Below are 13,135 nucleotides of genomic sequence, written 5' to 3' on the forward strand. Positions count from 1 at the left end.
CGATGAGGAAGGCAATCGCCCTGGCCGCGGCCGGAGCGCTGGCCGCGTCCGCGTTGGTGGGCTGCGGCGGCAAGCAGAACGCCGCCAAGCAGGACGCGGGCGGCGAGGTGACCTGTGAGGTCGCCGACGACACCCGGGTCGGCATCGCCACCGGCAACGCGACGGGCGTGTACTTCGCGTTGGGCAACGCCTACGCCGAACAGATCAACTCCGTCGGCGGCAAGCTCAAGGCCACCGCCTCCGAGACCGGCGCCTCCGTGCAGAACATCCAGCAACTGGTCGCGGGGGAGTTCGACGTCGCCTTCTCGCTCGCCGACAGCGCGGCGGACGCGATCAACGGCACCAACAGCTTCAACGCGCGGCAGCCGGTGCAGGCGCTCGCCCGGATACACACCAACTACACGCAGGTCATCGTGCGCAAGGCGGCGGGCATCACCGACGTGGCGGGCATGAAGGGCAAGCGGGTCTCGACCGGCTCGCCGAAGTCCGGCACCGAGGTCATCGCCCGGCGGATGCTCACGGCCGCGGGGCTGGACCCGGACAAGGACGTGCAGGCGCAGCGGCTGGACCTGGCCAAGACCGTCGACGGCATCAAGGACGGCTCGATCGACGCACTGTTCTGGTCGGGCGGCCTGCCCACGCCGGGCATCACCGACCTGCTGACGACCTCTGCGGACCAGGTCGCCTTCCTCGACGTCACCCCGCTGCTGCCCGAGCTCCAGAAGATCAACCAGGTCTACGAGACGGGCACCATCCCGGCCGCCGCCTACAAGACGCCGGCGGACGTGCCGACCATCGTGGTGCCGAACCTGCTGCTGGTCCGCGAGAACCTGGACGCGAACGTGGCCTGCGTGCTGACCCGCACGCTCTTCGACCGCAAGGCCCAGCTGGAGCAGGCGAACGCGGCGGCCAAGGAGATCAAGCTCGAGACGGCGCGCAAGACGGACCCGGTGGTCCTGCACCGCGGCGCGGTGACGGCACTGGACGAATTGAACGCGCCACAGTGACGCGGTGAGCGGTCGTGCGCCCCGGCGCACGACCGCTCATTTAAATGCGTTGAGCGTCCCGGTCCGGATCTCTACCTTATGAAGCACACCGCACGAAGCGACCGGCCGAAGGGGGTTCGAAATGCTCCGCAACAAGCGGATGAAGCGCCCCGACCTGGGCCGGCGACGCGGCTGACACCGCGACGACACTGCCGCCCATCCCGCACGGGAGAGGGCGGCTTTCTTTTTGATGCACGCGTGCCGCTAGCTCAATTGGCCAGAGCATCCGGCTCTTACCCGGAGGGTTCGGGGTTCGATTCCCCGGCGGCGCACGCGCAGGGTGGAGCAGTTCGGAGTGCTCGCAGGTTTCATATGCCTGAGGTCGCGGGTTCAAATCCCGTCCCTGCAACGAAAGCAGTTCCGCAGGCTGAGCGCTGGCTGCTCATCCGCCCCTCATAAGGGCGGCCCGCCCGGTTCGACACCGGGGCCTGCGACCTTCAGCGCCGGTGACTTGCCGGCTGGGCGCCCGCGCCGGGCGGTCAGGAACCGAGCGGACCCTTCACCATGGCGCACCGGTTCCGCCGCCTCGCCTTGCGCTGGGAACGACCTGCGATGTCCCCGTCGTCAGTCTCGTCTGCTCACCGGTGTGGCGGCGAACTCCGCGGCGGCGTTCGCGAAGGACGAGCGGTTCTCCGCGGACAGCTCCTGCACACTGCAGCACCGCGTGCCGACTCCGCGGTAGGTCCTGGTAGCACGGTGCAGTCGCGTACCTCGACCTCGTTGCGCGACGGACCGCAGGCGCCGCTCGTCGCGGGCGTACCGCGTTCGGAGCCGCGCCTGCGGAGGGGTCGTTACTTCGCCCGGGCGGCCTCGCGGAGGGGGGCGCCGACCTCGTGCAGGTGGCGCAGTGCCTGGCGGTACGACTCCACCAGGCTTGTCGATTCGTAGGACACGCCGATCTCGGCGCAGTACGCCTTGACGATCGGCTGTGCCTTGCGCAGGTTCGGCGTCGGCATGGCCGGGAACAGGTGGTGCTCGATCTGGTAGTTCAGGCCGCCGAGCGCCGCGTCGGTCAGCCAGCCGCCGTTGACGTTGCGGGAGGTCAGCACCTGCTTGCGCAGGTAGTCCTCGGTGCCGTCGGGGTGCGGCATGCCCTTGTGGTTCGGTGCGAACGTCATGCCCAGGTAGACGCCGAAGAGGGCCTGGTGCACCACGAGGAACGCGATCGCCTGTAGCGGGGACAGGACCAGGAACAGGGCGGTCAGGTAGCCGACCGCGTGGGTGATCAGCAGTCCGGCCTCGAGGTTGCGGCGCTTCATGTCGCCGCGGATCAGCGCCTTGACGCTTGACACCTTCAGGTCGATGCCGAGCAGGGTGAGCAGCGGGAAGAACAGCCCGGCCTGGTGGCGGGTGATGAAGCCCTTCAGCCCGCGCCGGCCCCAGGCGGACTCGGTGGCCCAGATCAGCACCTCGGGTGCGACGTCCGGGTCGAGGTCGTCGTGGTTCGGGTTGTTGTGGTGGCGGGTGTGCTTGTCCATCCACCAGCCGTAGCTCATGCCGACGGCCAGGTTGCCGGCGATGCGCCCGGCGATCTCGCCGGGCCGCTTCGTGCGGAAGACCTGCCGGTGGGCCAGGTCGTGCGCGACGAGCGCCACCTGTGCGAAGGTCACGGAGAGGAACGCGGCGACGGCGAGGGTCCACCAGGACGAGCCGACCAGGAAGAACGCCGTCCAGCCACCCACGAGCGCCAGGGAGACGGCGGTGAGCCGCACGGCGTAGTACGCGGGCTTGCGCTCGAGCAGTCCCGAGCGGGTGATCCGCCGGTTCAATTCGGCGAAGTCACTGCCGGCCGTCGATCGCGGCCGCTCCGTGGTTGTCGTCATACGTACAGACTCAAGGTCGGTGGCCGAATGGTCAGGAGTGCCAGATCCCCGCGGATGGTGGTGCTAGCACCCCGGTTTAGTTGATCAAGATGTGCAGGTGGCCCATCGGTGCGGCCGAGGAGAATGGGGACATGGAGACGCGATCGTGGGTCCGCGACGGCCTGCTGGCCATCGCCGGTGGCGTCTACGCGGTCGGCCTCGCGATCACCAACCTGCCGCTGCTTGTGGTCTCGGTGGTGGCGCTGGCGCTCAGCCCCGTGCCCTTCCTCGGCCTCGCCCTGCTGCCGTGGGTCACCGACCTCGTCCGGATGCGCGCCAACCTGGAGCGGCGGCTGGCCGGTCGGGCCGGGGTCGCGATCGCCTGCCCGTACCAGCCGCCGCCGGAGCGGGCGCTGCCCGGCGGCTGGAAGCGATTCCGGTGGATCGCCACCGACCCGGCCACGTGGCGCGACCTCGCGTGGCTGGTGCCGGGCGCCATCGTCGGCTTCTGCCTCGGCCTGCTCGCCGTGGCCATCCCGCTGTACGGCCTCGAGGGCATCACGCTGCTGCCGCTCTGGCTCTACCTGAGCGTCGACTGGTACGGCTACGGCGTCTTCTGGCCGATCGCGAACTTCAGCGAGGCGATGCTCTCGATGCCGCAGGGCGTGCTGTTCATGGCGCTCGGGCTCGGCGCCGCGCCCTGGCTGCTCGAGGTCAACGCGAAGTTCGCCAAGCTCTTCCTGGCCCCGACGAAGGCCGCCGACCTGCGCCTGCGGGTGGCCCAGCTGACCGAGACCCGGGCCGACACCGTCGACGCGCAGGCCGCCGAGCTGCGCCGGATCGAGCGGGACCTGCACGACGGCGCGCAGGCCCGGCTGGTGTCGCTGGGCATGACCATCGGCCTGGCCGAGGAGATGATCGAGCGGAATCCGGTGGCGGCCCGCAAGCTGCTCGCCGAGGCCCGGGAGATGAGCGGCGCGGCCCTGCTGGAGCTGCGGAACCTGGTCCGCGGCATACACCCGCCGGTGCTCGCCGAGCGCGGCCTCGACGGCGCGGTCCGCGCGCTGGCGCTGAGCCTGCCGATGCCGGTGACGGTGGAGGTGGAGCTGCCGGGCCGGCCGCAGACGCCGGTCGAGTCCGCGGCCTACTTCGCCACCGCGGAGGCGCTGGCGAACGTGGTCCGGCACAGCGGCGCCCGGACGGCCGCGGTGTCGATCCGGTACTCCGAAGGCCTGCTGGCGATTACCGTCAGCGATGACGGGGTGGGCGGTGCCGAGCCGGCCCGCGGCACGGGGCTGCGGGGCATAGATCGCCGCCTGGCCGCCTTCGATGGCACGATGACGGTCTCCTCCCCGCCGAGTGGGCCGACAGTCGTGACCATGGAGTTACCGTGCGTGTTGTCCTCGCCGAAGACCTCGCCCTCCTCAGGGACGGTCTGACCCGGCTGCTCGAGGCGTTCGAGTTCGAGGTCGTCGAGGCCGTGGACAACGGCCCGGCGCTGCTGCCGGCCCTGATCAAGCACCGCCCCGACGTCGCCGTTGTCGACGTGCGGCTGCCGCCGACCTTCACCGACGAGGGACTCCAGGCGGCGATCGCGGCCCGCACCGAGGTGCCCGGCCTTCCGATCCTGGTCCTTTCGCAGCACGTCGAGCCGCTGTACGCCCGGGAGCTGCTGAGCGACCGCAACGGCGGCGTCGGCTACCTGCTCAAGGACCGGATCTCGAACGTTGCGCAGTTCATCGACGCGGTCCGCCGGGTAGCAGACGGCGGCACGGCGATGGATCCGGAGGTGGTCTCGCAGCTGCTCGCCCGCCGGGAGCCGCTGGCGGTGCTGACCGCCCGCGAACGCGAGGTGCTCGGCGAGATGGCCGAGGGCCGGTCGAACGCGGCGATCGCGGCGAAGCTCTTCGTCACGGAGAAGGCCGTCAGCAAGCACATCAACAACATCTTCACCAAGCTGGGCATGCCGCCGTCGGACGACGACAACCGGCGCGTGCTCGCCGTACTGACCTACCTCAACGGCTGAGCGAGCGCGGTCACACCGCGCCGTTCGTCACAGCCCGGAACGCCTGTTTGCCGCCCAGTCGTGACGCCCGGAATGAAGTATCGGGGTATGGAAACCGCTTCACAGCCGCTCGCCGTGACCGTCGCGATCACCCGCAAGGCCGATCCGTCGCGCAACTCGGAGATGCTGGCGTGGGTCCGCGCGGGGACGACCCTGGCCGAGGACTTCCCCGGCTTCCTCGGGGTGGGCTGGATGCGGCCGGTGCTCGGCTCGACCGAGTGGCACATGCTGTACCGCTTCGCCGACGCCGACGCGCTGCACGCCTGGGAGGAGTCGCCGCAGCGGCGGTGGTGGCTGTCGTCGGCGCAGGGCATGGTCGAGCACACCCGGGTCGAGCGGCGCACGGGCATCGAGGGCTGGTTCGACCCGCCGCGGGAGCACTCGGTGTCGGATCTCACCCCGGCGGCGCCGCCGCGCTGGAAGCAGGCGGTGACGATCTGGCTCGGCTTCTTCCCGGTCAGCCTGCTGGCGACGGTGACGCTGGGGCACCTGATCGCCGGGCAGAACGCTGTGGTGCGCACGCTGGTGACCACGCTGTGTCTGACGCCACTCATGGCATATCTGGTGTTGCCACAGGTGACGAAGATGCTGCAGTGGTGGTTGCAGGGTCAGCCCCCGCCCTGGCGGCGCTAGGCGGCGTGGCCGCTCCTCAACATCTCCTCTGAATTCTTCAGGTGACCCCTCCGGCACCCGATGGAGTCCGGCGAGGAGGCAATCAGATGCGGCTGCGTAACTGGATCGCTGTGGTCACCAGCGTACTACTGCTGGTGACGGTCGGCATCGTCGGTGTTTTGGTGAACCGCTCGGCACTTCGTGCTGCCGACACGGTGCACCGCACCGACACGCATGCCCTCGCCAAGAACAACGCCACCCTGGCCGGGCAGATGCAGCTGCTCTCCGCCAAGGAGCTCAAGGCCTTCGCCGACGCGCACAGCTTCGACCTCGGCGTCGGCAGCGAGAAGGACCTGAAGGCCCTCGAGGGCTACGTGGCGAAGTCCGGCTTCAGGTACGGGGCCGCGATCACCTCTCTCGACGGCACCGTCCTGAACGCCACCCGGACCCACGTGCTGCCCGCGCCGACCGACGCCGGCTACGAGCCGATGCGCAAGGCGCTGCAGAGCGCCAAGCCGGGCTTCTCCTCGGTCATGCTCGTCAAGGACTCCGCCGACGTCAGCTCCGGCGCTACCGTCGCGGTCATGGCGTACGCGGTGCCGATCCAGGTCGCCGGGGCGCCGCGGGCGATCCTCATCGGCTACACCGAGATCGCATCCGGGACCCTGCAGAACTACACCGTGCGGCTGCGGGCGGCGGGCAGCCTCACCACCTTCGTCGACTCCACCGGGCGCGTCGGCCCCACCAGCGATGCCGACAAGATCGGCACTGTGGTGCACCCCACGGTCGTCTCGGCGGTCCAGCGGATCACCAACGGGTTCGAGTTCGTCGAGTACAGGGTCGGCAAGACCGACATGATCTCCGTCGTAGTCAGGGACGAGGCGCTGCCGGGCGGCTGGGCGTACATCCGCACGCAGACCATGGCCTCCTTCGACGGCCCGGTGCACTCCCGCAGCCAGAACATCAACCTGACGCTGCTCGCCATGCTCATCATCGGCGCCGTCGGCATCTCGCTGCTCGGGTACCGCACCCAGGTGCAGCGCCGCCGGGCGGACGAGCGGTTCCAGGCACTGTTCCAGCACGCGCCCGACATGGTGGCCGTGCTCGACGCCGAGGGCCGGGTCGCCTACTCCAGCCCCAGCGCCGCGTCCCTGCTGCACTTCCCGGCCGGCTCGCTACAGGGCTCGACCGTGTTCGCGCTGGTGCACGCCGAGGACCGCCCGCGGATGGTGGAGGCCTTCGCCAAGCTGGTCACCGAGCGTGATGGCGTGCTGCGGCTGCAGACCCGGATCCTGAACGCGACGGGGCAGGCCACCTGGTTCGACTTCACCGCGTCCAACCAGATGCACAACCCCTCGCTGGCGGGCATCGTCATCAACGCCCGCGACATCTCCGAGAACCGGGCGTTCCAGGAGCGGCTGCACCACGAGGCCACCCACGACGCGCTGACCGGGCTGCCGAACCGGCGCCGGATGCAGGACGCGCTGGGCTCCTCGCTGCAGGGCGACGCGGTGGCCGTGTTCTTCGTCGACCTCGACGGGTTCAAGCCGGTGAACGACGCGCACGGGCACGAGGCCGGCGACGAGTTGCTGCGCCAGGTCGCGGACCGGCTCAGCACCTGCGTCCGCGAGGGCGACGTGCTGGCCCGGGTCGGCGGCGACGAGTTCGTCGTGCTGATGCCCGGCATCACCTTGCAGTCCGACGCCGACGCGATGAGCAGCCGGGTGCGGACCGCCATCGAACGGCCGTTCCTGGTGTTCGGCAACGAGGTGACCATCGGCGCGAGCGTCGGCGTGCACCTGGCGACGCCGAGCGACGACCCGGACCAGGCGCTGCGCGCCGCCGACCACGCGATGTACGCGGTCAAGCACCTCGGCGGCGGCCGTCGCGCGGCCAACGATCAGCATGAGCCGGCCCGGGTAGGACGCCACCGCGCCGAGGCCTGAACCGTTAGGTTGAGTCCATGGCCACCAAGCCGCCCGCGATCGAGGTCGCCGCGGGGGAGCACACCGTCCGGGTCTCCAACCCGGACCGGGTGTACTTCCCGGAGCTCAAGCTGACCAAGCTCGACCTGGTCAACTACTACCTGAGCGTCGGCGACGGCATCGTCCGGGCGCTGCGCGAGCGGCCCTGCATGCTGCACCGGTTCCCCGACGGCCTGGCGGGCGACAAGGTGCACCAGAAGCGAGTGCCGCACGGCGCGCCACCGTGGCTGCAAACGGTCCGGGTGGAGTTCCCCCGGTACGGCCGGCACGCCAACGAGCTGTGCGTGACCCAGCTCGGCGAGGTCATCTGGGCGGTGCAGATGTCCACGGTCGAGTTCCACCCGTGGAACTCGCGCCGCGCCGACACCGAGAAGCCCGACGAGTGGCGCATCGACCTGGACCCGATGCCCGAGTGCGGGTTCGACACCGTGCGCCGGGTGGCGCACGTCGCGCACGAGGTGCTCGACGAGCTCGGCATCACCGGCTATCCGAAGACCTCCGGCGGCCGCGGCCTGCACATCTACGTCCGCATCGCGCCCGAGCACGGCTTCGGCGACGTCCGCCGGGCGGCGCTGGCCTTCGCCCGCGAGGTCGAGCGGCGCTCGCCCCGGGACGTGACGACGACGTGGTGGCGCAAGGACCGCGACCCCGAGGCGCTGTTCGTCGACTACAACCAGAACGCCCGCGACCACACCATCGCGAGCGCGTACTCGGTGCGGGGCAACCAGCGCGGCACGGTCTCCACGCCGATCCGCTGGGACGAGATCGATGCCGTGCGGCCGGACGACCTGACCCTGCTGACCGTGCCGGCCCGCTTCGCCGAACTGGGCGATCTGCACGCGGGCATCGACGACACCGCCTTCGATCTGGCCCCGCTGCTGCAATGGGCGGAGCGCGACGAGCGGGCCGGTCTGGCGGGCCCCGCCGACGTGGAGTAGCCGCCCGATGGGGGCGCCGGGTGGCCGCCGTAGCCGCTCAGTGACAGCATGTGTCAATGCGCTTCGGCCCCCACGAAACCCCGAGCGACCGACCGTCCTGGTTCGAGCCGGCTGAGCCGGCGGCCCCGCCGCGGCGTCCCGCCCTGACGGCGAGCGCCGAGCCGAGCCGGATAGCCGAGTGGGCCGCGGCCCGCTGCGACGAGATCGTCGGCGACATCCGGGGTGGACTCTGGCGGTTCACCGAGGGCGTCGCCGATGTGCTCTTCCCCGGCATCGGGCCGGCGGTCGGCAGCGCCCGGCGGGCCACCAAGTGGGGACCCACCCTGGTCGGGCTCAACGACGGACGCGGGTCCGATGTCAAGATCGGCCTGATCGGCTCGGAGAACCTCGGGCTCTGGGCGGTCCTGCGCTGCCGGCTCGGGCAGTCGGATCACGGCCCGCGCCCCGGCTGGTGTGCCGACCTGCCCCTCGGCCCGCTCGGCGCCGAGGGCATCCGCGCCGGTGCCGTGACGATCAGCGCGATCGAGGACGTCAAGCCCGCCGACGTCGCGCCCCTGCTGCTCGCCGAGCCCGCCGTCGGCGCCGAGACCCGGCTGCTGCTCCGCGTCGACGTGCCCGGTCGCTCGGGCGTGGTCGCCGTCGACGCCGGCGACGGAGTCTGGCAGCGCCGAATCTTCTTCACGCTCCTGCACCCGGCCCGCCGCGGCGCCGGCCACCACGAGACGTACCGGGTGGTCTGCCCGGTGTGCGGCCGCCGCCGGCTCGCGCAGTTCCGCGGCTTCGACGTCTGTTCGGACTGTGGCTGGCTGCACACCCAGCCCTGACCGGCCTGGTCGAACGTCCGGTATCGACCCTGAGATACCCCTGAGATACCCCGGACGGTCGACAATCCGCTTTCGGTGCGCCACCCGTACGGCCTACGCTCCCGAGGGTCGGGCGACCTGGGGGGACGCGAGATGGCTTGGCTGGTGTGCGGACGATGGACGAAGTGGGTCGTGCTCGGCCTCTGGGTGGTCGTGCTCGCCGTCGCGGGCCCGCTGGCCGGGAAGCTGACCGGCGTCGAGAAGAACGACAACTCCGCCTGGCTGCCCGGTAACGCCGAGGCCACAAAGGTCTCGGAACTCCAGAAGCGGTTCCAGCCCGACGACATCGCCCCGGCGGTCATCGTCTACGAACGCACCGGCGGCATCACGCCGGCCGACACGGCGAAGGCCACTCAGGACGCCGCCGCGATGCGGCAGGTCGACGGGGTGAGCGGGGACGTCATCGGCCCGCTGCCCGCCAAGGACGGCCAGGCACTGCAAACCCTGGTTCCGATCAAGGTCGACGCCGAGGGCTGGGAGAAGATCGTCGACGTCGTCGACGATCTGCGTGCCGCGACGGGCACGCCGGCCGACGGGATGAATATCCAGTTCGCCGGGCCGGCGGCCAACGCCGCCGACAGCGCCGAGGCGTTCGAGGGCATCGACAGCACGCTGCTGTACACCACGCTGGTGATCGTCGCGGTCATCCTGCTGATCACCTACCGCAGCCCCGTCCTGTGGCTGTTGCCGATCATCAGCGCCGGCGTCGCGCTCACCACCGCGCAGGCCGTCATCTACCTGCTGGCCAAGCACGCCGGGCTGGTGGTCAACGCGCAGAGCGCCGGCATCCTGACGGTGCTCGTCTTCGGCGCGGGCACCGACTACGCCCTGCTGCTCGTCGCCCGCTACCGCGAGGAGCTGCGCCGCCACGAGGATCGCCACGAGGCGATGGCGCTCGCCCTGCACCGGGCCGGTCCGGCCATCATCGCCAGCGCCGCGACGGTCGCCGTCGGCATGTCCTGCCTGACGCTGGCCGAGGTGAACGCGACGAGCGGCCTCGGCCCGGTCGCCGCGATCGGCGTCGTGGTCGGCCTACTCGCCATGATCACCCTGCTGCCCGCGATGCTCGTCATCTTCGGACGCTGGCTCTTCTGGCCGGTACGCCCAAAGGCCGGCTCGGTCGAGCCGACCGCCAACGGCGTCTACGCCCGCCTCGGCGACCGCATCGCCCGCCGGCCGCGTGCCGTCTGGATCGGCACCGCGGCCGCGCTCGGCGTCATGTCCCTCGGCCTGTTCCAGCTGGACGCCAGCGGCCTCTCGCAGGCCGACCAGTTCACCAGCAAGACGTCGGCGGTGGTCGGCGAGGAGACGCTCGCCCGGCACTTCCCGGCCGGGCAGGGCCAGCCGATCGTGGTGATCGGGGATGCCGCGTCGGCGCCGGCCATCCGGTCGGCGGTCGCCGCCACGCCCGGCATCAGCGAGGCCGGCGAGCCCGTGATCAAGGGCGACCTGGCGCTGATCGAGGGCATTCTCACCGCCGCACCGGACAGCGACGCGGCGATGGACACCATCGAACGGGTCCGCGACGCGGTGCATCCGGTCGGCGACGCGCAGGTCGGTGGCCTGACCGCGATGACGCTGGACATTCACAACGCCAACGACCGCGACAACCGGGTGATCATTCCGCTGGTCCTGCTCGTCGTGCTGGTGATCCTCGGCCTGCTGCTGCGCGCGATCGTCGCGCCGATCGTGCTGATCGCCACCGTCGTGCTGTCCTTCGGCGCCGCCCTCGGCGTCAGCGCGCTGGCCTTCCGGCACCTCTTCGGCTTCGCCGGCGAGGACAGCGCGTTCCCGCTCTTCGTCTTCGTCTTCCTGGTCGCCCTCGGCATCGACTACAACATCTTCCTGATGACCCGGGTACGCGAGGAGGCGCATCAGCACGGCACCCGCCGCGGCGCCCTGATCGGCCTGGCCGCGACCGGCGGTGTGATCACCTCGGCGGGCCTGGTGCTGGCCGGGACGTTCGCGGCGCTCGGCAGCCTGCCGCTCGTGGCGTTCGCGGAGATCGGCTTCGCGGTCGCGTTCGGCGTCCTGCTCGACACCCTGGTCGTGCGTTCGGTGCTGGTGACGGCGCTGAACCTGGACCTGGGCCGGTGGATGTGGTGGCCGAGCAAGCTGACGAAGGTCCGCGACGAGCCGACCCCGGCCGAGCCCGACCGCGACCTCGAAACGGTCGCCTAGCCGATCCGGTTGAGGGTGGTGCGAACCAGTTTCTGCCAGTCGCTGGAGAACTGGGGGTTGGCGCTCGCGTCGGACCGGCCGAGGCGGTAGATCGCGTACTGGTCGAGCAGCACCACGTTGCCCCGGGCCAGGGCCGCCACGGCGATGTCGGCGGTCGCCGGGTGCGCCTTGTCGTACTGCTTGTTTCGGGCGGTCACGAAGCCGATCCAGTCGCCCTCCTCCAGCGGCGTCGTCGAGGCCGTCTCCGTGTACGCGGGCTCCTCCCGGTCGCCGGTCTTCGCGGGCCGCGAGACGCTCGGCGCGCAGGCGTCGGCGACGGTGCGCAGCGAGGCGAGGGCGGTGGCGGCGGAGACGGCGTCCTCGTAGACGAGCGCGTGCTGGGTCAGGCTCTGCACGCCCTCCTTGCCCTCGTCGGACAGCGGCGCCGACACGATCGCCGGGCTGCCCGGGACGGCCACCGGCGGGGTGTCCGCGCCACAGATGCTGACCAGCTGGTTCGGTGCCGCCGACTCGCCCGGCGCCGTCCAGGTCGGGCCGATGTCGGCGGCCTTGAGCAGGGCATTCCGCATGGCGTCCACGCTGAAGGTGTCGGGTGCGGGCGGGTCGTCCGACGAACACCCGGCGAAAGCGGCGACGGCGCACGCGGCGACGGCGACCCGGAAGACCCTGCCGATCACAAGCATCCGGCCATGATGGCAGACGCCCGGCGCTCACGCGCCGTCACCGGTGCTGCGTATTCTGGCCGCTACTGAGCGCGTTCGCGCGCGGGTCGCCGCCCGCCCCGCCGGGGGCGGGCGGCGCAGACGCGTCCCCCTCGTCCGCGTCCATCAAACAGACCATTGGGCGCGGCGCGCTGATACCCCGCGGGAACCGGGCCGGTGTCGGGTAGCCGACCCGCCCGGCGGCGGTCCGGTCAGCGGTTCGCGTACGCCTCGAAGGTGCCGGCCAGCGCCGACCGCAGCTGGGATCTGGGCCGGGAGCCGACGATGGTGTGCACGACGGCTCCGCGCTTGAAGAACATCAGGGTCGGCAGCGACATCACCCGGTAGTCGCGGCCCGCCGCGGGGTTCTCGTCGATGTTCAGCGTCGCGATCACCAGCTTGCCGGTGAACTCGCCGGACAGCTCGGCGAGGGTCTTCGCCAGCGGCCCGCACGGCGGGCACCACGCGGCCCAGAAGTCGACCACCACCGGCAGCCGGCTGCCCAGCACCAGCTCGGCGAACGTGTCGTCGGTGACGGTCATCAGCGAATCTTCAGGCATCTTGTCTCCCGCTCCTCGATGGCCTGGGCGAGCTGGCCGCGCAACCGGTCGCGGACGTCGGCGAGCCGGTCCAGGTAGGTCTCGACCTCGGCGAGCTTGCGCCGCAGCACGGCCACCGAGTCGGGGCAGACGTGACCGGCGGCGTTGCCGGCGCGCAGGCAGGCCACGAACGGCCGGATGTCGTCGAGGGCGAAGCCGGCGGAGAGCCGGGCCCGGATCTCGTGCACGACGCGCAGCTCCGCCTCGTCGTAGCGGCGGTATCCGTTCGCGTCGCGCCGCGGCTCGACCAGCCCGTGCTGCTCGTAGTAGCGCAGCGTGCGTGTGCTCGTGCCGGCCCGTCCGGCCAGCTCTCCGATCAGCATCCCGCTCACCCCGTCCGTAG

The 13,135-nt window shown here is 71.1% G+C and carries 12 protein-coding genes and 2 tRNA genes; 10 read left to right on the forward strand and 4 right to left on the reverse strand.

Annotated features, from left to right (window positions below):
- Nucleotides 1-2 precede the first annotated feature (2 nt).
- The 3 genes from BJ971_RS05980 (at nucleotide 3) to BJ971_RS05990 (ending at nucleotide 1,395) form a co-directional block, all read left to right on the forward strand.
- Complete coding sequence (locus BJ971_RS05980) at nucleotides 3-1,007, forward strand: TAXI family TRAP transporter solute-binding subunit (protein ID WP_184990565.1); 1,005 nt, start codon at nucleotides 3-5, stop codon at nucleotides 1,005-1,007.
- 237 nt (nucleotides 1,008-1,244) lie between these two features.
- A tRNA-Lys gene (locus BJ971_RS05985) sits at nucleotides 1,245-1,318 on the forward strand.
- A 2-nt stretch (nucleotides 1,319-1,320) separates the two neighbouring features.
- Nucleotides 1,321-1,395, forward strand: a tRNA-Met gene (locus BJ971_RS05990).
- A 442-nt stretch (nucleotides 1,396-1,837) separates the two neighbouring features.
- Here the strand turns inward: BJ971_RS05990 and BJ971_RS05995 are convergent.
- Nucleotides 1,838-2,869 (reverse strand): fatty acid desaturase family protein, encoded by a 1,032-nt coding sequence (locus BJ971_RS05995; RefSeq protein ID WP_184990567.1) that lies wholly within the window; start codon nucleotides 2,867-2,869, stop codon nucleotides 1,838-1,840.
- A 131-nt stretch (nucleotides 2,870-3,000) separates the two neighbouring features.
- Here BJ971_RS05995 and BJ971_RS06000 point away from each other — a divergent pair, with 131 nt between their 5' ends.
- From BJ971_RS06000 to BJ971_RS06030, 7 genes are all read left to right on the forward strand, one after another.
- Nucleotides 3,001-4,287 (forward strand): sensor histidine kinase, encoded by a 1,287-nt coding sequence (locus BJ971_RS06000; RefSeq protein WP_184990569.1) that lies wholly within the window; start codon nucleotides 3,001-3,003, stop codon nucleotides 4,285-4,287.
- A complete protein-coding gene (locus tag BJ971_RS06005; protein ID WP_184990571.1) occupies nucleotides 4,239-4,874 on the forward strand; it encodes a LuxR C-terminal-related transcriptional regulator in 636 nt (211 codons plus the stop codon). The genes BJ971_RS06000 and BJ971_RS06005 overlap by 49 nt, the downstream gene beginning before the upstream one ends.
- An 87-nt stretch (nucleotides 4,875-4,961) precedes the next feature.
- A complete protein-coding gene (locus BJ971_RS06010; RefSeq protein ID WP_184990573.1) occupies nucleotides 4,962-5,546 on the forward strand; it encodes an antibiotic biosynthesis monooxygenase in 585 nt (194 codons plus the stop codon).
- Between the two features lie 86 nt (nucleotides 5,547-5,632).
- Nucleotides 5,633-7,471 (forward strand): sensor domain-containing diguanylate cyclase, encoded by a 1,839-nt coding sequence (locus BJ971_RS06015; protein ID WP_184990575.1) that lies wholly within the window; start codon nucleotides 5,633-5,635, stop codon nucleotides 7,469-7,471.
- Nucleotides 7,472-7,488: 17 nt separating this feature from the next.
- A complete protein-coding gene (gene ligD, locus BJ971_RS06020) occupies nucleotides 7,489-8,448 on the forward strand; it encodes a non-homologous end-joining DNA ligase (protein WP_184990577.1) in 960 nt (319 codons plus the stop codon).
- A 56-nt stretch (nucleotides 8,449-8,504) separates the two neighbouring features.
- On the forward strand, nucleotides 8,505-9,272 hold the full coding sequence (locus BJ971_RS06025; RefSeq protein ID WP_184990579.1) for a hypothetical protein: 768 nt from the start codon (nucleotides 8,505-8,507) through the stop codon (nucleotides 9,270-9,272).
- A 132-nt stretch (nucleotides 9,273-9,404) separates the two neighbouring features.
- On the forward strand, nucleotides 9,405-11,492 hold the full coding sequence (locus BJ971_RS06030; RefSeq protein ID WP_184990580.1) for an MMPL family transporter: 2,088 nt from the start codon (nucleotides 9,405-9,407) through the stop codon (nucleotides 11,490-11,492).
- On the opposite strand, the gene BJ971_RS06035 is transcribed toward BJ971_RS06030, so the two are convergent.
- The 3 genes from BJ971_RS06035 to BJ971_RS06045 form a co-directional block, all read right to left on the reverse strand.
- Nucleotides 11,489-12,175, reverse strand: coding sequence for a hypothetical protein (locus BJ971_RS06035; RefSeq protein ID WP_184990581.1), 687 nt, complete (start codon nucleotides 12,173-12,175; stop codon nucleotides 11,489-11,491). The genes BJ971_RS06030 and BJ971_RS06035 overlap by 4 nt on opposite strands.
- Nucleotides 12,176-12,405: 230 nt before the next feature.
- Complete coding sequence (locus BJ971_RS06040) at nucleotides 12,406-12,753, reverse strand: thioredoxin family protein (RefSeq protein WP_184990582.1); 348 nt, start codon at nucleotides 12,751-12,753, stop codon at nucleotides 12,406-12,408.
- Nucleotides 12,735-13,115, reverse strand: a complete 381-nt coding sequence (locus tag BJ971_RS06045; RefSeq protein WP_184990583.1) for a MerR family transcriptional regulator — start codon at nucleotides 13,113-13,115, stop codon at nucleotides 12,735-12,737. The genes BJ971_RS06040 and BJ971_RS06045 overlap by 19 nt, the downstream gene beginning before the upstream one ends.
- Between the last annotated feature and the right edge of the window lie 20 nt (nucleotides 13,116-13,135).

Source organism: Amorphoplanes digitatis, assembly GCF_014205335.1.
Classification (GTDB): Bacteria; Actinomycetota; Actinomycetes; order Mycobacteriales; family Micromonosporaceae; genus Actinoplanes; species Actinoplanes digitatus.